This window comes from Micropruina sp. (genome assembly GCF_047602385.1).
GTDB lineage: Bacteria > Actinomycetota > Actinomycetes > Propionibacteriales > Propionibacteriaceae > Micropruina.
Window position 1 is genome coordinate 190,317 of sequence record NZ_JASGHL010000001.1, and the last position, 18,413, is coordinate 208,729.

At 69.5% G+C, this 18,413-nt stretch carries 19 protein-coding genes; 10 read left to right on the top strand and 9 right to left on the bottom strand.

Annotated features, from left to right (window positions below; all coding sequences use genetic code 11):
- Positions 1-45 precede the first annotated feature (45 nt).
- Positions 46-1,068 (top strand): ketopantoate reductase family protein, encoded by a 1,023-nt coding sequence (locus QM711_RS00895; RefSeq protein ID WP_415095841.1) that lies wholly within the window; start codon positions 46-48, stop codon positions 1,066-1,068.
- Positions 1,069-1,128: 60 nt separating this feature from the next.
- Complete coding sequence (locus QM711_RS00900; RefSeq protein WP_415095842.1) at positions 1,129-1,746, top strand: TetR/AcrR family transcriptional regulator; 618 nt, start codon at positions 1,129-1,131, stop codon at positions 1,744-1,746.
- Between the two features lie 243 nt (positions 1,747-1,989).
- On the opposite strand, the gene QM711_RS00905 is transcribed toward QM711_RS00900, so the two are convergent.
- Positions 1,990-2,526 carry a hypothetical protein gene (locus QM711_RS00905; protein WP_415095843.1) on the bottom strand — a complete coding sequence of 179 codons (537 nt, stop codon included), beginning with the start codon at positions 2,524-2,526 and terminating at the stop codon, positions 1,990-1,992.
- A 182-nt stretch (positions 2,527-2,708) separates the two neighbouring features.
- Entirely contained in the window at positions 2,709-3,362 is a 654-nt protein-coding gene (locus QM711_RS00910) for a cupin domain-containing protein (RefSeq protein WP_415095844.1), read from the bottom strand.
- A gap of 112 nt (positions 3,363-3,474) precedes the next feature.
- On the opposite strand from QM711_RS00910, the gene QM711_RS00915 reads away from it, so the two are divergent.
- The gene (locus QM711_RS00915; protein ID WP_415095845.1) at positions 3,475-4,971 is read left to right on the top strand and encodes an FAD-dependent monooxygenase; all 1,497 of its coding nucleotides are present in this window, start codon (positions 3,475-3,477) and stop codon (positions 4,969-4,971) included.
- Positions 4,968-5,579, top strand: coding sequence for a hypothetical protein (locus QM711_RS00920; protein ID WP_415095846.1), 612 nt, complete (start codon positions 4,968-4,970; stop codon positions 5,577-5,579). The genes QM711_RS00915 and QM711_RS00920 overlap by 4 nt, the downstream gene beginning before the upstream one ends.
- A 12-nt stretch (positions 5,580-5,591) precedes the next feature.
- Here the strand turns inward: QM711_RS00920 and QM711_RS00925 are convergent, their stop codons facing one another.
- From QM711_RS00925 to QM711_RS00935, 3 genes are all read right to left on the bottom strand, one after another.
- Positions 5,592-6,929, bottom strand: coding sequence for a serine hydrolase domain-containing protein (locus QM711_RS00925; protein ID WP_415095847.1), 1,338 nt, complete (start codon positions 6,927-6,929; stop codon positions 5,592-5,594).
- 223 nt (positions 6,930-7,152) lie between these two features.
- Positions 7,153-7,947, bottom strand: a complete 795-nt coding sequence (locus QM711_RS00930) for an HAD family hydrolase (protein WP_415095848.1) — start codon at positions 7,945-7,947, stop codon at positions 7,153-7,155.
- Positions 7,944-8,852, bottom strand: a complete 909-nt coding sequence (locus tag QM711_RS00935) for a hypothetical protein (RefSeq protein ID WP_415095849.1) — start codon at positions 8,850-8,852, stop codon at positions 7,944-7,946. The genes QM711_RS00930 and QM711_RS00935 overlap by 4 nt, the downstream gene beginning before the upstream one ends.
- Positions 8,853-9,120: 268 nt before the next feature.
- On the opposite strand from QM711_RS00935, the gene QM711_RS00940 reads away from it, so the two are divergent.
- Genes QM711_RS00940 through QM711_RS00955 form a run of 4 tightly spaced genes read left to right on the top strand, consistent with a single transcriptional unit; the run spans position 9,121 to position 13,172 of the window.
- Entirely contained in the window at positions 9,121-10,197 is a 1,077-nt protein-coding gene (locus tag QM711_RS00940; protein WP_415095850.1) for an AAA family ATPase, read from the top strand.
- Positions 10,198-10,213: 16 nt separating this feature from the next.
- On the top strand, positions 10,214-11,251 hold the full coding sequence (locus QM711_RS00945; RefSeq protein ID WP_415095851.1) for a DUF58 domain-containing protein: 1,038 nt from the start codon (positions 10,214-10,216) through the stop codon (positions 11,249-11,251).
- 11 nt (positions 11,252-11,262) lie between these two features.
- Positions 11,263-12,207 carry a VWA domain-containing protein gene (locus QM711_RS00950; RefSeq protein ID WP_415096841.1) on the top strand — a complete coding sequence of 315 codons (945 nt, stop codon included), beginning with the start codon at positions 11,263-11,265 and terminating at the stop codon, positions 12,205-12,207.
- Positions 12,204-13,172, top strand: coding sequence for a VWA domain-containing protein (locus QM711_RS00955; protein ID WP_415095852.1), 969 nt, complete (start codon positions 12,204-12,206; stop codon positions 13,170-13,172). Before QM711_RS00950 ends, QM711_RS00955 begins: the two co-directional genes overlap by 4 nt.
- A gap of 61 nt (positions 13,173-13,233) precedes the next feature.
- Here QM711_RS00955 and QM711_RS00960 read toward each other — a convergent pair whose 3' ends face one another.
- The 3 genes from QM711_RS00960 to QM711_RS00970 are packed head-to-tail and all read right to left on the bottom strand — an operon-like array spanning position 13,234 to position 15,666.
- Positions 13,234-14,385 (bottom strand): PQQ-dependent sugar dehydrogenase, encoded by a 1,152-nt coding sequence (locus tag QM711_RS00960; RefSeq protein WP_415095853.1) that lies wholly within the window; start codon positions 14,383-14,385, stop codon positions 13,234-13,236.
- Positions 14,386-14,434: 49 nt separating this feature from the next.
- Positions 14,435-15,211 (bottom strand): crotonase/enoyl-CoA hydratase family protein, encoded by a 777-nt coding sequence (locus QM711_RS00965; protein ID WP_415095854.1) that lies wholly within the window; start codon positions 15,209-15,211, stop codon positions 14,435-14,437.
- A 32-nt stretch (positions 15,212-15,243) separates the two neighbouring features.
- On the bottom strand, positions 15,244-15,666 hold the full coding sequence (locus QM711_RS00970; RefSeq protein WP_415095855.1) for a ChaB family protein: 423 nt from the start codon (positions 15,664-15,666) through the stop codon (positions 15,244-15,246).
- A gap of 159 nt (positions 15,667-15,825) precedes the next feature.
- On the opposite strand from QM711_RS00970, the gene QM711_RS00975 reads away from it, so the two are divergent.
- Positions 15,826-16,323: a DUF3145 domain-containing protein gene (locus tag QM711_RS00975; RefSeq protein ID WP_415095856.1), complete on the top strand. Its 498-nt coding sequence runs from the start codon at positions 15,826-15,828 to the stop codon at positions 16,321-16,323.
- A gap of 90 nt (positions 16,324-16,413) precedes the next feature.
- On the opposite strand, the gene QM711_RS00980 is transcribed toward QM711_RS00975, so the two are convergent.
- Positions 16,414-16,980 (bottom strand): hypothetical protein, encoded by a 567-nt coding sequence (locus tag QM711_RS00980; protein WP_415095857.1) that lies wholly within the window; start codon positions 16,978-16,980, stop codon positions 16,414-16,416.
- Positions 16,981-17,084: 104 nt separating this feature from the next.
- Here QM711_RS00980 and QM711_RS00985 point away from each other — a divergent pair.
- A protein-coding gene (locus tag QM711_RS00985) for an IS3 family transposase (protein WP_415095858.1) occupies positions 17,085-18,373 on the top strand; the annotation gives its coding sequence in 2 pieces (ribosomal slippage) (positions 17,085-17,358 and positions 17,358-18,373; 1,290 coding nt in all).
- Positions 18,374-18,413 lie beyond the last annotated feature (40 nt).

Genomic DNA, 18,413 nt, shown 5'->3' on the forward strand with positions numbered 1-18,413 from the left:
CGGTGCCAGCTTGCCTGGTGGACGCCGAGCCGAGAGAGTCCTGTCATGAGGTTCCTGTTCCTGGGCGCGGGCGCGATCGGCAGCTACGTGGGCGGCAGCCTGGCCGCCGCCGGTGAGGAGGTCAGCTTCATCGAGCGGCCTGCCACCGCCGAGGCGCTGGCCTCTCGCGGGCTCACCTTGCACACCGCGGACGCCACCCGGATCGTCAGCAACGTCACCCTGCACGGCAGCGCCGCGGACGCCCTGGCCGCCGGTCCCTACGACATCGGGGTGTTCGCGCTGAAGTCGTTCGACACCCAGACCGCACTGGACGAGCTGGTCGCCACCGGGCACGAGGTGCCGAGCATCCTGTCGCTGCAGAACGGCGTCGACAACGAGCCGACCATCGCGGCGACCTTGGGCGCCGACCGGGTGCTGGCCGGCACCGTGGCGACCGCGGTCAGCAAACCGGGACTCGGCGAGGTCGTCGAGGAGAAGCATCGCGGCATCGGGGTGGCGATGGGCCACCGGCTGAGCGAACCTCTGGTCGCGGCGCTCGAACGTGCCGGATTGTCCGGACGGCTGTTCGCCGACGCGGGCGCGATGAAATGGTCGAAGCTGCTGACCAACCTGACCGGCAACGCCACCTCGGCGATCCTGGATCGAACGGTCGCCGAACTCTTCTCCGACAAGCGCAGTTACGGTCTCGAGGTGGCGGTGCTGCGGGAGTGTCTGGCGGTGATGAAGGCGCTCGGCCATGGCGTGGTCGACCTGCCCGGCACCCCCGTCCGGGCACTTGCCCTGGCCACCCGGCTGCCGCGGCTGATCGCCCAGCCAGCGCTGACCAAGGCGCTCGGTGCCGGCCGCGGCGACAAGATGCCCAGCTTCCACATCGACCTGCACGGTGGACGCGGACGCACCGAGGTCTCCTTCCTCAACGGCGCGGTGGCGCGGTACGGAGCCCAAGCCGGCGTCCCGACCCCGGTCAACGCCCTGCTCACCTCCACCCTCGAGGCGTTGTCCGCCGGGGAATCGAGCCCGAAGACCTATCGGCACAATCCGGACGCCCTGCTCCGCCGGCTGCCGTAGCGACGGGGATGCTCGGCAGGATATTTGTCCTACGATGTGTCCATTGAATATGGTGGGCGGATGGCGAGACGCAAGTACGAGCAGGTGGTCCGCGCCGAGACGGCGCAAGAGACCAAGCGGCGCATCATGGACGCGGTGGGCCAGTGCCTGCGGGAACGTCCGACCGAGCGGCCCGGCCTGGAGCGCGTCGCGGAGCTCGCGGGCGTCTCGCGTTCGACGATCTATCTGGCGTTCGGGTCCCGGGCGGGCATGTTCGACGCCTTCGTCGCCGACCTGTGGCAGCGGACGGGGATCGCCGAGCTGACCCAGGCGGTCTCGGCCGACGATGCCCGCGAGCATCTTCGGCAGGGGATCGCGGCGGCAAGCCGGATGAAGGGCTCGGAACTGGCCGTCTACCGGGTGCTGCATTCGATGGACCGGCTCGATCCCGAGTCGGCCGGCGGCGCCGTCCGGCATATGGAGGAGGATCGCCGGGCAGGCATGGAGAGCCTGGCCAATCACCTGGTGGATCAGGATCTGCAGCGCCCCGGACTGTCCCGTGAGCAGGTACTGAACGCACTCTGGGTGCTGACCAGCTTCGAAAGCCTCGACCTGTTGATCAGTGGCCAAGGCCTCAGTGTGGACGACGCGGTCGACACCCTGGTCTGGATGGCCGAGCGAGCCGTCTGTCGGGACTGATCCCGGTAGACCGGCGCCGATCCGCACCGGCGGCGTCCGGTCCGCCGGTCGAACCTGGCGGGATCGGCGTGGGGGCGTTGGGCCAGTTGTGGTCCGTGGGAACAGACCCGCGGTCCATTCTCACCGGACGTGGTAAGCGGGGACGGTTCTTGTCGGCTCACGAGATTGGTCACGCGACTGACGGGGTTCGACAGGCTCAACCATCGCTGGCTGAGCCTGTCGAACCCTTCCCCCGATGGATGGCTACGGCAGGTCGATGATCCGGAACACGGCGTCGGTTCCGTGGATCGCCTGTCGATTGCCGAGGTTCAGGTTGGGCCGGACGATCATGGGGTCGCGGTCGTCGGGGTCGGCGTCCTTCAGCCGCACCAGCAGGCGGTGCCGCACGTCCAGCTCGATCGCTGTTCGCTCGAACGGTGACAGCGTGTCCAGGCCGGTTCCATCCGCTCGCAGCAGGCCGCGGTAGCTGAGCGTCCGGCCGGGAACGACCTGAGGCTGCAGGAGCAGTGCCTCCAGGCCGTCGATGGACAGTGAGTCGGCGAGGTCGGCGAACACCGCGGCCTCCGTGGAGTTCCGGTGCCCGAGTGAGTCGGCGACGAATCGGTGATACGCGCCATCGTTGGGCAGGAAGACGGTCAGTGGCTCGCTGCCCTCCCGAAGGGCGGCGAGTGGGCTGTCCGGGTGCTCGGCCAAGACGGTGGCCAGTGCCCGGTCGGCGATGTCGTAGTCGTGGGGGTTGGTGTCGAACCCGTGGCCATCGAGGGCCAAGAAGCCGGTCACGCTCCGGGTCGGGAATCCATCGCCCGATCCGCCGCGGTGGGGGAGCGCCGCGGCCGACCGCCCCGTGCTCGACTGGATGGCGGCCGGCTGTCCGGCGGACGGCTGTGCCGCAACCGGCAATGCGGTCGCAGCGATGACTGCGCTCGCGGCGGCGATCAGTCCGACCAAGCGTCGTGCGCCCTTCATCGGACGGCCCCCGCCAACTGCGAACCTGCAGTCCCGACGACCTCGTGCGCAGTGCCCCACGGAGCCGCCGTCTCACCCACGGACGCCTCGTCCATCGAACCGGCGTCGCTCAGGCCGTACCGCCGGACGACGTCGGCCAGCCACGGCGGATCGACGACCTCCAAGCCGAACGAGTCGGCGAGCGCGCGTCCCCGCTCGGGGTCGGTGTCGCCGGCGGCCGAGCGGTCGGCTACTTCGTGGAAGAAGCGCTCGAATCCGGCGGGGCTGATCACCTCGATCATCCGGGCGGGTTCGTCGCCGGCGTTCCACATGGCGTGCACCTCACCCCGCGGTTTGGCGATGTAGCCACCGACGCCGAGGACAACCTCGTGGTCACCGGTCCGGAAGCCGATCCGGCCCTTGGTCACGATCGAGAACTCGTCCTCGAACGTGTGCCGGTGTGGCGACACCAGGGCGCCGACGCCGAACTCATGCTCGACGATCGCCAGGGCGCCACCGGTGTCCGCACCGTCGAGTTTGAACTCGACGCTGATCGCTCCGAGATCGCCGACGCGTCCTTGTCCGGGACGAACGACCCGCCGTCGGGTGCCGCCTTGCTCACGCGATTGCACCAGCAGCGGTGCGCAACTTGACTCAACAGTATGTCTCATGAAGTTGAGTGTGCGCTCGGCGGGACGGTCTGTCAAGTTGACACGACAGACTGTCCTGCGGATACTCGATTCAACAAGACGTAATGTTTAGTCAAATGATCGGGAGGTCATCATGTCTTTGTCATCGGTCTCCGCCGCCAGCACCGTGCTGGTCGTCGGAGCGGGTCCCGCCGGCCTCGTGGCGGCGCTCAGCCTCGCCCGCCAGGGGGTGGCCGTGCAGGTGGTCGAGCGCCGCCGATCACTCTCTGCACTACCGCGCGCCACCTCACTGAGCACCCGGACCATGGAGATCCTTCGGTCGTGGGGCTTGGAGTCCAGCGTTCGCGCCGGCGGGGTGGACGTCGAGTGGAAGGAGTGGGCGGGGGAGACCCTCACGATCTCCGGCGCGGAACACCCGACCAGCTTCCCCAGCCGCGAACAGAGCATCGTGCTCAGCCCCACCTCGCCGGCCTGCGTGCCTCAGGATCATCTCGAGCCCGTCCTACTGGACGCCCTGCGCGGCTACCCGGGCACCGCGGTCGAGCTGGGCACCGAGTTCGTCGGTCTGCAGCAACGCGACGACCAGGTGCTGGTCACGCTGCGCGATCTGGCCACTGGCCGTGAGCGACGGGTCTCGGCCGGCTACGTGATCGCCGCGGACGGCGTCCGCAGCCGGGTGCGGCAGGCAGTCGGCATCGGCGTCAGCGGACCCGGCGCGCTCTCCCGTGCGATCAGCGTCGAGTTCCGCGCTCCGTTGTGGGACGTCGTGGGCGACCGGCGCTACTTCCTCTACCGGATCGACCATCCGGCTGCCGCGGGCGTGTTCGTGCCCTCTGGTCAGGGCGACCGGTGGATCTACGGTGCGGTTTCGGCGTCGATCGCGGAGCTGCCGGTGCCTTCGCCCGAGGAGGCGACCCGGTTGATCCGGCTGGCCAGCGGGGTCCCGGACCTGGAAGCGGCGATCGGGCGGATCGGCTCGTTCACCTTCGCGGCCGGGCTCGCCGACCGGTTCCGGACCGGGCGGGTGTTCCTCACCGGGGACGCCGCGCACCAGATCACCCCGCGCGGCGGCACCGGGCTGAACTCGGCCGTCCAGAGCAGCTACGACCTGGGCTGGAAGCTGGGCTGGGTGCTCAACGGCTGGGCACCCGACGGTCTGCTGGACAGCTATGAGGGCGAACGGCGTCCGGTGGCCGCGCACAATGTGGCGCGCTCGGGCGACCCCTCCGGTGGTGCCCGCACCGCCGTCGATGAGTTGGCTGCCGACCTCGGCGGACGGCTCCGGCACGCCTGGCTGCCCAGCGCGGTCGGTGAGCTGTCCACGCTGGACCTGCTGGGCAACGGCCTGACGCTGCTGGTGTCGAGCGCGGCCGAGCGCTGGCGGGCCGCGGCCGCGCAGGTCCCGGGCCCGCCGGTGGGACTGCGCCGGGTGGACCCGCTGACCGCCCGCTGGCTCGGCATCCCCACCGATGGCGCTTTGCTGGCCCGGCCCGACGGTGTCACCGCCGGCTGGTGGGCGGGGGCGTCCGACCCGTCCCGCTCGCTGCGGGACGCGGTGGCCGCGTTGGTCGGCGAGGGCAGTTACCTGCACCGCGTCGGGATGTCCGAGACGGCGCGGGTGGCGTCATGAGCGGCCACGAGTTGCAGGCGCGGGAACTGGCTCGGCGCAATCATCCGACGTCCGGGTTGCCGGCCCCACCGAACACCACGAGCCCGCTCAGCCGCCGGAGCGGCGTCGTTCGGGCCGGGATCGCCGGTGCCCTGGGCTATGCATCCGCCGCGCTGGCGACGGTCGTTCCGCAGAGCCTCGCCGGACCGGCGTTGTTGAGTATCGTGTCGGCGGTGTCCGCCGTTCTCCTGATCGGGGTGGTGGCCGGACTCGGCCGCTCCGCCATCCGCGGGGGACGCCTCGCCCGCGCCGGGCTGTGGCTGACCGGGGTGAGCTGGGCGATGGTCGGCATCGCCGAGGTGGTGTCACTAGTGCGGGGCGAGGACACCGCCGTGCTCTATGTGGTTGCCACCCTGCTGCACATCGTCGGGATGGTCCCGGTGGCGATCGCCGCAGCGCTCACCGCGACGTTCTCGGCACCGCTGCGTGTGTGGCCGCTGGTGTGCCTGCTCTACCTCATTCTCGCGACGCCGGCCTTCGGTCAGCAGGGCACCGTCGCCGAGTTGGCGCTCGCCGGGTGGGGGACGGCGTGGCTGGTGCTGGCGGTGCTCCTGCCGCGCACGAGGTGACCCGGTCCGCACTCAGCCGAGCGCGGTGATGACGTCGGCTACCAACTGTTCGGTGCGCAGGTCGTCGGCCACGGGGGAGAAGCCGAGCCGGACGACGACCAGCTTCGCCGATGGCACCACGTACACCCGCTGGCCGTCGTGGCCGCTGGCCCAGTAGGCGTCGCGGGGCAACCGCTGGTCGACGACCGAGCCCGACGCGGTCAGGTTCGCCCACCAGCCGGCGGCGTAGTTGGGATCCTCCGCCGACGGCGGCGTGACCACCGTCGTGGTCTGCCGCATCCAGCCCTCGGGCAGCAGCCGGCGTCCGTTCCAGACCCCGTCGGCCAGCGCGAACTGGCCGAGCGCGGCCCAGTCGCGCGGTGTCGCCCACAGGTACGAACTGCACACCGGCGTCCCGGTGGCGTCGGCCTCCCAGACCGCCGACGACAACCCGAGCGGTGCCAGCAACTCGGCTCGCGGCAGGTCCGCGCCCTGCCCGGTCTTCGTCCGCAGGACGCCGCATAGCAGGGTGGTCGAACCGGACGAGTACTGCTGGACGGCCCCGACCGGATGGGCCAGCGGCTGCGAGGCGACGAAGGACGCCATGTCGGGCTGGTCGTAGAGCATCGCGGTGATGGTGGTGCCCAGGTCGTAGGTTTCGTCCCAGGCCAGCCCGCTGCGCATCCGCAGCAGGTCCTCGACGGTGATCCGTGCCCGCTCGTCGGTCCACTCCGGACGCAGCCGGTCGTCGGCGAGCGCCACCTTGCCCTTCGCTACCATGATGCCGGTGAGCAAGCTGGTCGCGCTCTTGGCCATCGACCAGCCCAGCTGCGGCGTCCCAGCGCTGAAACCGCCGGCGTAGCGCTCGGCGACGATCCTGCCGTCCCGGACCACCACCACGCCCCGGGTGCCGAGCCGGTCGCGTCCGGCCTGATCCAGGTCATCGCCGAAGGCCGTAGCCAGAGCCCTTTCGAGGGCCGGACCCGGCGACGGCGTGGGCTGGGTCGTCAGGGGATTGGCAGCCGCGGAGATGGGGGTAGCCGCTCCGAATGAGGGACGCTGCGGCGCCAGCGTGCAGCCGAACCCGTCCACGGCCCAGGCCTGCTGCGCGGCCAGGGCACCCAGCACCGATCCCCGGTAGCCACCGGCGTCGGCACCGAACCGCAGGTAGGGAACCAATGGGTTGGGTGGCAGATCGTCGGTCATCGGCCGATGCGCGATCGTGTCCAGTGCGCACGCACTGTGCGCGGCGTATCCGGTTCCGGTGCGCAACAGCGGACGTTCGTACCAGTACCCGCCGACCGCTGCCACCACGACGACCACGAGCAGTCCGACCGCGACCCGGACCCACAACCGACGCTTCCCCCGCATGCGGTGAGGGTAACCGGCGAGGCACCCATTGGGGGACGCGGTGGGTGAGATTGTCGGGAGCCGAATCGAGCCCGTCGTTGGTCGAGCTTGTCGAGACACGAATCAAGCCCGTCGCTGGTCGAGCTTGTCGAGACCTGAATCGGTGTCCGCGGGCATGGAAGCGTTTCGACAAGCTCAACCCGTAAGCGTCGACAAGCTGAACCGGCGAAGGATCGATGCTTCCTCAACCGAGCAGGTTCAGGATGGCCCGTCCGACAGCTTCCTCTTGCGGACCTTCGGTGAGCCGGAAACCGGCGTTCAGCAAGGTGGGATGCCCCTCGGCGATGGCGTACCCGTGCCCCGCCCAGGCCAGCATCGGCAGGTCGTTGGGCATGTCCCCGAACGCGACCACCTCGGCGGCGTCCACGCCGAGCCGCTGGCACAGCCCGATCAGCCCGGACGCCTTGGTCACCCCGGGCGCGCTGATCTCGAGCAGGCCGTAGTCGCCGAGATGCGAATGAGTCATGGTCAGCCGCTCGCCGATCACCTCGCGGCCCAGCCGGGCCAGCGTGTCGCTGTCCAGGCCCAGGTGGAAGGCGCACAACTTGAGCACCGGCTTCGGTTCGTCCGCCAGTTCCCGCAGCGGTCCCACCCGCAGCCAGTCACCGCGATCCTGCGGCAGGCCGGGTTCGCAGCCGAACTGCTCGCCCCACTCCAGCGCGAAGACCAGACCGGGGATCGCCTCTCGCAGGTCGTCGGCGACCTGCAGGGCAACGGTCGGATCGAGACCCTCGACGACGGTATGCCGTCGCTGATGCAGGTGGTAGATGCCGGCGCCATTGCTGACCACCACTTCGGGATGGACGCCGGCGAGGCCGTCCAGCACCTGCAGCCAGCGGGAGGGCCGCCCGGTCGCCACCACCACCGGAACCCCACACTCAGCGGCGAATCCCAGCGCCTGCCGATTCAGCGCGGAGACCTCGCCGACCGGGTCGACGAAGGTGCCGTCCAGATCGGTGACGATCAGTCGAATGCTCACAACCGCGAGTTGGGGGAGGGCGGACCGGCGGCCGGCGAGCCCGACTGCGGCGAGGGCGAGCCGGACTGTGGGGACGGCGAGCCCGATTGGGGCGAGGGTGATCCTGATTGCGGCGAGGGCGAGCCGGACTGGGGCGAGGGCGATCCCGATTGCGGCGAGGGCGAGCCGGACTGCGGGGACGGCGAACTCGACTGCGGTGGCGGTGAACCGGTCGGCGGCACCGGCGGCGGCGGCATCTGTCGCGGCGACGCCTGGAAGATCAGGATGGCGATCAGCACCGCCAGCGCGGCGATCAGCAGCATCAGCAGCCAGGACGCCAGGATCGACACCCAGCCGGCCCGGTCGTGCCGTCCGGGCCAGGGCAGCGGCCACAGCCGGGCGACGCCTGGACCGGTCCGGTCGATCCAGTGCAGCCGGTAGTCCGGGCCGGCCGGGGTGCCCTGCAACGGCAGCCGGGCCAGTTGCACCTCGTCGAGAATCCGGGACGCCTCGGCGATCGCGGCGGGGGAGCCGTCGTAGGCCAGTGCCACCCAGGGCGCCAGCGGGGCGTCGTCGGGGTCGACCGGGTCGTCGTCCTCGTGCCGGTACCGGTGTCCCAGCCGGCCTTCGTCCTGGCCATGCCCGCCGCGAGCGACGACGGTGTCGATGTGCAACTGGTTGACCACGCCCGAGAGCCGGTCACGCGCCGCCGCGTCGTTGGAGGCACCCTCGGACAACAGCAGCAGCATCACCGGGGTATTCGCCTCGTCGTGCGCCGCGAACGCCACCCCGGACGGCGCCGCCACCAGCCGGGCGTCAAGCCAGAAGTCGCCCACCTTGGGCGGATCGTCACCGAGCAGCGGGGTCAACGGCACCGCGCCGGACGACTGGGGGTCGCCGGGGGCCGGGTTCTGCTGCTCGGACATCGGCTCCCATCTCATCACACCTGGCCAACCGACGACCGGGCGGGGCGTCCATTCTGCCCGATCCCACGAGTTCTTCCGGTGCGAGGGATAGACCCCGGATGCCACGCTCCCGGAGGAGCACCTCGGTTGCGGCGCGTTCGGTGCCAGGCACCAACTCACGCATGCCCGTCCGGCGCACAGGGAGCTGACAGTCCTGCCCGGTAAGGTGGCCTCGAGATTCGGCGGGTCAAGCCCGTCCCAAGGTGCATTCGGCGAGCAGGAGACACGCGTGTCCAATCCGACCCAGGCCCCCGGCCAGCAGCCGCAAGGGAATCCGGCCACGCGTGAGGCCGCCCGCGCGTTGGGTGAGGCGATCGCCCAGGTGCAGCGAGTGATCGTGGGCCAGGAGCACATGGTCGAGCAGCTGATGGTGGGCCTGCTGGCCAAGGGCCACGTCCTGCTCGAAGGCGTCCCCGGCGTGGCGAAGACCCTTGCCGTGCGCAGCTTCGCGACCGTGGTCGGCGGTGACTTCTCCCGGATCCAGTTCACTCCCGACCTGGTGCCGTCCGACATCGTCGGCACCCGGATCTACTCCGCCCGGCAAGAGAAGTTCGACATCGCGCTCGGCCCGGTCTTCGTCAACTTCGTCCTCGCCGACGAGATCAACCGGGCGCCGGCCAAGGTCCAGTCGGCGATGCTCGAGCTGATGGCCGAGCGGCAGGTCTCGATCGGCGGCACCACCTACCCGGTGCCGAAGCCGTTCATCGTGATCGCGACCCAGAACCCGATCGAATCCGAGGGTGTCTACCCGCTGCCCGAGGCGCAGCGCGACCGCTTCCTGCTCAAGGTCGACGTGCCCTATCCGCGCGGCAACGAGGAGTTCGAGATCCTCCGGCGGATGAGTGTGCAGCCGCCGGAGCCGACCAACGTGCTGAACCCCGCCCGGGTCAAGGAACTGCAGGACCAGGCGTCCAACGTCTTCGTGCACAACCTGGTCGCCGAGTACATCGTCCGGCTGGTGCTGGCCACCCGGACGCCGGCCGAGTTCGGCATGCCCGACCTGACCTCGGTGATCCAGATCGGCTGCTCGCCCCGTGCCACGCTGGGCCTGGTGGCCGCCGCCCGGGCGCTGGCCCTGATCCACGGCCGCGACTACGTGCTGCCCACCGACGTCCAGGCCGTCGCCAAGGACGTGATGTCGCACCGTCTGGTGCTCGGCTTCGACGCCGTCGCCGACAACATCGCCCCGGCCCAGGTGGTCGAACGGATCGTTGCGATGGTGCCGCCGCCGACGCCGGTGTGGAACCAGCAGCAGCGCGACCAGGCCCACGGCCAGCACCGGCACAACCCGAGCTACCAGAACTGAGCCGTTGTCCCAACAGATGCAGTTCGAGCCGCCCGACGACGACCTGGACGTCGTCGAATCGGTGCTGCGCGAACCGACCCGGGCCACCCTGCCGCTGCACAAGCTGGCACCGGAGGCGGCGCTGCGCCGGCTCGAACTGACGGTGGTCCGCCGGCTTGAGGGCTTCCTGCACGGCGACCACCGGGGGCTGCTGCCCGGCCCGGGCTCGGAGACCAACGACGCCCGGCTCTACGTGCCCGGCCAGGACGACGTCCGCAAGATGGACTGGGCAGTCACCGCGCGCACCCAGGCGCCGCACGTCCGCGACACCATCGCCGACCGCGAACTCGAGGTGTGGGCGTTGCTCGATGTCACCCCGTCGATGAACTGGGGCACCGAGGGCGTCACCAAGCGCGACCTGGGGATCGCCGCGATCGCCACCATCGGCTTCCTGTCCCAGCGGATGGGCGACCGGTTCGGTGGCCTGATGATGCGTCCGGACGCGATCCGCCGGCTGCCCGCTCGGTCGGGCCGGACCGCGCTGTACGGGCTGCTGCGCCGGATGCTCGAGGAGCCGATCGTGCCCGACCACAGCGTCGGCCCCTACACCCTGGCCGCCGGGATCGAGCAACTCACCCGGCTGCAGCGCCGCCGCGGCATGCGCATCGTGGTCTCCGACTTCCTTTCCGCGGGCGACTCCGAGCTGGATCCGAACGTCGAGCCCGACTGGGAGCGGTCGATCCGCCGGCTGGCGGTGCGCAACCAGGTGATCGCTGTCGAGGTGGTGGACAAGCGCGAGATCGAGTTCCCCGATGTCGGCGACATCCTGATCCGCGACCCCGAAACCGACTTCCAGCGCTACGTGAACACCAGCGACGCCGGCGCCCGGGCCCGGATGGACGCGGCGTCCGCCGCCCAGCGCGAGCGGATCCGGATCTCGCTGCGGCGGGCCGGGGCCGCCCACATCCAGTTGCGCACCGATAGAGACTGGGTGCAGGACATCGCCCGTTTCGTGCTCGCCTACCGCCGGGTCGCGGGCATGTTGCACCAACCGCCGCAGGGGGTGAGCAAGTGAATCTCGATCAGATGTTCCTGAATCCGGAGCGTCTGTGGTGGCTGCTGCTCGTCCCGGTGCTGGTCGCCGCATACATCTACCTGACCAGGCGGAAGAACCGCACCGGCATGCGGTTCACCAATACCTCCATCCTCGGCGCGGTGGTACCGGTCCAGTCCCAGTGGCGGCGTCATCTCGCGGTGGCGTTGTCGCTGCTCAGCCTGGTCGCGCTGACCATCGCCTGGTCGCGTCCCAGCGGAGTGGACCGGGTGCCGCGCGAGCGCGCCACCATCGTGCTGGTGCTGGACATCTCCCAGTCGATGGCCGCCACCGACGTCAAGCCCAACCGGCTGGACGCCGCGAAGACCGAGGCGAAACGGTTCGTCGCCTCGATGCCGCCCAGCTACAACGTGGCCCTGGTCAGCCTGTCCGGCAACCCGGCGTCCCGGCTGCCGCCGACCACCGACCGCGGGCAGGTGAACCGCGCGATCGACGCGCTCACCCTGCAGGATTCGACGGCGATCGGCGACTCGATCAACGTGGCGATGGCCACGCTGCAATCGGCCCCGAAGGCCGCCGACGGCTCGGTGCCGCCGGGCGCCATCGTGCTGCTCTCGGACGGACAGAACACCGCCGGACGCTCGCCCACCCAGGAGGCGGCCGCGGCGGCCCGGGCGAAGGTCCCGGTCTACACGATCGCCTACGGCACCGAGAACGGTTACGTCGACCTGGACGGCAAGCGCGAGAAGGTGCCGCCGGACAAGCCGCTGCTGCAGCGCATCGCCGCACTCACCAACGGGCAGGCGTACACAGCCGAGTCGGCCAGCCAGCTGGACTCGGTGTACAAGAACATCCGCAGCGAGGTCGGCTACGAAGAGGTCCGCAAGGAGGTCACCGCGACCTGGGCCGGCTACGGTCTCGCCTTCGCCGTGGTGGCCGCGCTTGCCGCGGTCTCGCTGGGAGCTAGGTGGCCATGATGATGCATCCGATGATCGCGTTCCTGGAGCCCGGCCGGCTGTGGTGGCTGGTGCTGATCCCGGTGCTGCTGCTGCTCTATCTCGTCCTGCTGCGGCGCAAGAGCACCAGGACCCGGACCACCGGGATCTCCAACCTCAACAGGGTGCTGCCCAAACAGCAGGCCTGGAAGCGGCACATCGCGGTCGGCGCGGCGGTGCTGTCCCTGGCCGCGCTCAACGTCGCTTTCGCCAAACCCAGCGATCAGGTGGACGTGCCCCGCGACCGGGCGACGATCGTGCTGGCCATCGACGTGTCCCGCTCGATGATCGCCGAGGACGTCCAGCCGAATCGGCTGGACGCGGCGAAGGCCGCCGGCAAGGACTTCCTCGGCATGCTGCCGCCACGGTTCAACGTGGCCCTGGTCGCCTTCGCCGGGACGGCGTCCATCGTGGTCGCGCCGACCACCGATCGCGGACTGGTTTCCCGCGCCATCGAGGGCCTCGAAGTGGCGCCGTCCACCTCGATCGGTGAGGGCATCTACTCGTCCCTGGACGCGCTTGCGCTGGCCCCGGTGGACCCCGACCACCCCAACGAACCGGCACCGGGTGCGATCGTGTTGCTGTCGGACGGTTTCACCAACATCCCCAGGTATTCCGCGCCGGCCGCGCAGGAGGCCAAGAAGCGCGGCATCCCGATCTACACCATCGCCTACGGCACCCGGGACGGCTACGTCGTCGACCGCGGACGCCGCGAGCCGGTGCCGGTCAACCACGAGGAACTGCAGAAGGTGGCCGACATCTCCGGCGGAAAGAAGTTCGCCGCCGGGTCGGCGTCCGAGCTGAAGGATGTCTACAAGAACATCGCCCAGCAGATCGGCTATGTGAAGGAAGAGCAGGAGGTCACCGAGGTCTACACCGGCTACGCCCTCGGCTTCGCCGTCCTGGCCGCGATCGCGGTGATCTCCCTCGGTGCCCGCTGGCCTTAGCGTTCAGCGGGGTATGTGCGTTGGTGAGCGTGTCGAGACCCATTCCGGATCGGGCAGCTCCTCAGCCCGCGAGCGTCAGCCGATACACCTTGTCGACGGCCGGTTCCTTGACGGTGGCGTTCGAGGTGGTGAAGTAGAGCGCGCTGTCCGGACCCTGCTGCACGGTCCGGATCCGGCCGTAGCCGGTCGCGATGATCGCCGCCTCGGTCACCTTGTCGCCGCGTCCGACGGTGAACAGCCGGATGCCCTGGCTCTTGAGCATGGCGACCGCGAGGCGTCCGTTCCAGGTTCCCCACTGACCTCCGGACAGGAACGTGGCGCCGCTGGTGGCCACGGTGGGTTTCCCCGAGCGCCACTTGGCTCGGACCGCCTTCGGGAACCGATTGAGGTCGGTCATCGGCACGCTCTCGTTGTAGCCGGGGGTCGGGGACCAGCCGTAGTTGCCGCCGCGGATCACCCGGTTGACCTCGTCGTCGCGATCCGGGCCGTGCTCGACGCTCCACAGCTGGCTGCTCGTGCTCCGGAAGGCCAGCCCCTGGACGTTGCGGTGACCGTAGCTCCACACATATCGAGCCTTGCCACCCTTGCTGGAGAACGGGTTGCTGCTCGGGATCCGGCCGTCGGCATGGACACGCAGCACCTTGCCGCCGAGTGATTTGAGGTTCTGCGCGGCGGTGCCCTGGGCGGCGTCCCCGGTGCCGATATAGAGCAGGTCGGACGCCCGGAAGCGCAGCCGGCAGCCGTTGTGCCGCCCCTTGTTGCTCGGGATGCCGGTCAGGATCACTTTCACTTTCACCGCCTCGGTCGGGCTCTTCAGCCGCCACTGCCAGACCTGGACGTCTCCCGGCCCGGTGCCCTTGGCCACCGACATGCAGGTGTAGAACAGCCCGTTCGTCGCCGCCGCCGGGTGCGCGACCATGCCGAGCAGGCCGGCCTCGGACGCCGTCCACAGCCGGGGTAGCGGCACGGTGACGCGCTGCGGGGTCCCGCCCGGACGCAGCGACCAAAGCCGCCCGGGCCGTTCGTTGAACAGCATCACGTTGCCGACCCAGGTGACGTCCCAGGGAAGACTCAGACCGGACGCGACGGTGGTGACGACGGGTGCGGCGGCGCCGGCCGGGGGCGAGGACGTCAGTGTGGAGGCGCCGAGCAAGGACGCGCCCAGCACGAGCGCGGTAACCGACGCGAACAGGCGAGTGACGGCGAGTGACATTGGGGGTGCCTCTCCGGTGGGGGTGTCCCGACTGTACCGCCGCGGTCCGTCAGCGGCCCTCGAAGCTGACCGGGGCACCGCTGAGATAGTCGGTGACGGCGCGCCGGGCGTCGTCGGTGCCGGCCAGCATCGCCACCACCGGATGCAGCCGTCCGGCCGCCGCATGCGGATCCAGTTGCGCCAGCCGGGCATTGGCCAGGCTGGCCTGGACGGCCAGCGGGGCCTGCGCCGCGATCCGCTCGGCCAGCGCGAGCGCGGCGTCCAGCTGGGTGCCGTCCGGGACGACCTCCTGGACCAGCCCGATCCGGTGTGCCTCGGCTGCGTCGAAGAAGTCGCCGGTGAGCAGCCAGCGCATCGCATCACCCCACCCCAGCCGGGGCAGCCGGATGGTCGCGCCGCCGAACGCCATGATCCCGCGAGCGACTTCGAGCTGGGCGAAACGGGTGCCGGCCGCGGCGACCACGACGTCCGCGGCCAGGGCGAGTTCGATGCCCAAGGTCAGGCAGCTGCCCTGGACGGCGACCACCACCGGCTTGGCGACCGGCCCGGTCAGCACACCCCACGGGTCGATCGTTCCCGGCGGCAGCAGATCGAGGTCGCCGGAGGCCAGGCCCGGGCCGACATCGCGCAGGTCCAGGCCGGCGGTGAAATGGTCGCCGATCCCGTGCACGACGCCGACCCGCAGCTCGGCGTCGGTGTGCAGCAGCGTGTAGGCCCCGGCCAGTTCGTGCAGCATCGCCAGGTCGGCGGCGTTGCGTTTCTCGGGACGATTCAGCCCGATCAGCAGGATGTGTCCGCGTCGCTCGACCAGCACCCGATCGCTCATCCGACCATCCAAGCCCCTCAGGCGGTCGTTTGTCAGCGCTTCCGGGCGTGCGCGTTGGCCTTGTCGTTGGCCTTCTGCAGGGCCTCGACCAGTTCGCTCTTGGTCATCGTCGAACGCCCTGGCACGTCCAGCCGTCGGGCCAGTTCGAGCAGGTGCTGCTTGGTGGCATTGGCGTCCACCCCGCCGGCGGATTCCTCACTGTTCAGCCCGCCCTGCTCGGCCCGGGCGTCGGAGGGGCCGGGCTCGTCCTTGGGCTCCCAGTGGTCGCCGACCTTCTCGTAGGAGTGCTTGAGCGAGGCGTAGGCGGTGGCGTTGGCGCGGGCCTCGTCGTCGTAGCTCTCCATCGCGGAGAGGTAGGTCTTCGCGAAGGTGCGCCGGGCCTTCTTCCCGGAGCGTCGGACGGGGCCGGGCAGCTCGGACTTCTTGAGCTTGCTCTTCTTCGTGGTCTTCGGCATGCAGCCAGTCTGTTCGCGTGTCGGTGGCCGGACAACGCCCGAAACGGTGGTCATCGCGCGGGCTGCGCTTGGTCCCGGTGTGACGCCTGGGGCACAATGGACGCACTCCACGACCGAGAGATGCAGGGGAAGGCAGCTGCTCGGCCGAAGGAGAAGACCATGGCGACCACCCATGGAGTGGTGCAGATCCACTCCGCGCCGTCCGCGTTGTGCCCGCATGTCGACTGGGCCGTGGGCGGTGCTCTCGGCGTACCCGTCCATCTGGACTGGACGCCGCAGCCCGCTGCACGGGCGTCCTATCGAGCCGAGTACACCTGGACGGCGCCGGTGGGCACGTCGGCGAAGCTGGCCAGCGCGCTCAAGGGCTGGCAGCGGCTCCGCTTCGAGATCACCGAGGACGCGACCGCGCACTCCGAAGCTGTCCGCTACTCCTACACGCCGGCGCTGGGGATCTTCCACGCCAGCATCGGCCTGCACGGCGACATCATGATCAACGAGGGACGGCTCAACGCGGCGATCGCCGCCGACGCGCTGGGACGCCGATCCCTGCACGACACGATCGCCGACCTGCTCGGCACCGCCTGGGACGCTGAACTCGAGGTCTTCCGGCAAGCCGGCGACGGCGCCCACGTCCGTTGGCTGCACCAGGTGGTCTGATCAGGACACGCCAGCGTTGGTATTGGCTCGGATTGCCGATCGAGGCACGATGTCCGTCCACCGGGCCTTGCCTGCCCGCGCAAGAGACGCCTATTCGCTGTTGACGGAACTGGCCCGGACCGACAGGTCGCGGTCCATCACCTTGACTGCCTTCGGGTAAGGCGAAGCGGCGGCCAGCACCTTGGTCACGTTCGAGACCTCGGCATCTTTGACCGCAGAGACGAACGATCCGGTCAGAGCGTCGCCGACGATTGCCTCACCGTTGCCGACGACGCCGCCATCAGCGGGCAGCATGGTCAACACGCCCCACTTCTTCTTCGCCGATTCCGCTGGGCCGAAGCCCGAATAGGCGATCGCCGCCACGTAATCATGCCCCACCTGTCCCCACGATCCCTTCAGGTCGGCAAGAACCCTGCGTTCAGGGCGATCCCTGCCGAAGAGCCAAGCTCCCTGCTCCAAGGTCATGGTGAGCGGGACCGCCCGATCGATCGCCGGCTGGGACCAGAGCGTCCGGCGAACCTCGACGGTGATCGTCCGGGGAATGTAGCTCTCACCTGCTGCGCGCTCTTCCTCGGACACGGCCATTTTCTCTTCACTTAGGACGCGCACTAGCACGACGTCATCGGCGAATGTCGCCCAGTCCTGGACCGACTCCATTGTCACAAGTGTGAGGCCATGGCTCACGGTGAGGGGCCCAAACTCGGGACTTGAACCGACCCAGGTTTGGTGCCGCATCCTTTTGAGTTGATTGGATGTTCATCATGCCGAGGAAGATTGATGCTGCGTTGCGTGAGCGCGTTGTCCGGCTCGTGCGCGAGCACCGGGCCGAGTACCCCTCGAACGCGAAGGCCATCGCGGCCGTCGCCCGCCAGGAAGGCGTCGGGGCGGAGTCGCTGCGGCGGTGGGTGGTGCAGGCCGATATCGACGCCGGTGACCGGGACGGGCAGACCAGCGAGGAACATGCCGAGATCCGCCGCCTCAAGTCGGAGAATCGGAAGCTGCGCGAGGACGTGGCGATCTTGAAAGCGGCGACGACTTTCTTCGTGGGGGAACTCGACCCCCGCAACCGTTGATCATGGGTTTCATCGATCGGACGAGGGCCGAGGGGCACGCGGTCGAGTCGATCATCCGCGTTCTGCGAGAGCAGGGCGTGAAGGTCGCCGCGCGCACCTATCGGGCGTGGCGGCAAGGCCGCATATCGATCCGGACCGTCACCGACGCGCAGGTCGTCGACGCCGTCCGTGACGCGACCTGGACCACGGTCATCGATGCCGAGGGGGTGGAGCGTCGGAAGATGACGCCGGAGGGCCTGTATGGGCGCAAGAAGATGACCGCGTTCATCCGACGCACCGCGATCGCTGACGCCTCACGCGGCGCCGTGGATCGTGCGATGCGGGCCCTGGGCCTGTCCGGGGTGACGCGTGCGAAGGCGATCCGCACGACGATCCAGGCGAAGGACGGGATCCGCGCCGGGGACTTGCTGAACCGGGACTTCACCGCCCCGCGGCCGGATCACACCTGGGTCACCGACTTCACATACGTCAGAACGTGGGCGGGCTGGGTGTATGTCGCGTTCATCCTCGACGTGTTCTCCCAACGCATCGTGGCCTGGCACGCGCAGACCACCAAGCACGTCGATCTGGTCATGATCCCGCTGCGAATGGCGCTGTGGGAACGCGACCGGCAAGGCCACCCTGTAGGCCCGAAGCAGCTCCGGCATCACAGCGATGCGGGCTCTCAATACACATCGATTGTGCTGACCGAGCACCTCGCGCTGGAGCAGATCGCACCGTCGATCGGATCGGTCGGCGACGCCTACGATAACGCCCTGATGGAGACGATCAACGGCCTCTACAAGGCCGAGTGCGTGCGTACGACGATCTTCCACGACGGCCCGTACAAGACCATCGCGGACGTCGAGTACGCGACCGCCGGCTGGGTCGACTGGTACAACAACCGCAGGCTTCACGGTAGCCTCGGAATGGTCAACCCCGACGAATACGAGGCGACCTACTACGCGACCCTCACCAAAGAGCCGCAACCCGCATAGAAGCGGCAAAGAACCTGGGTCGGTTCAACTCGCAGTCCGC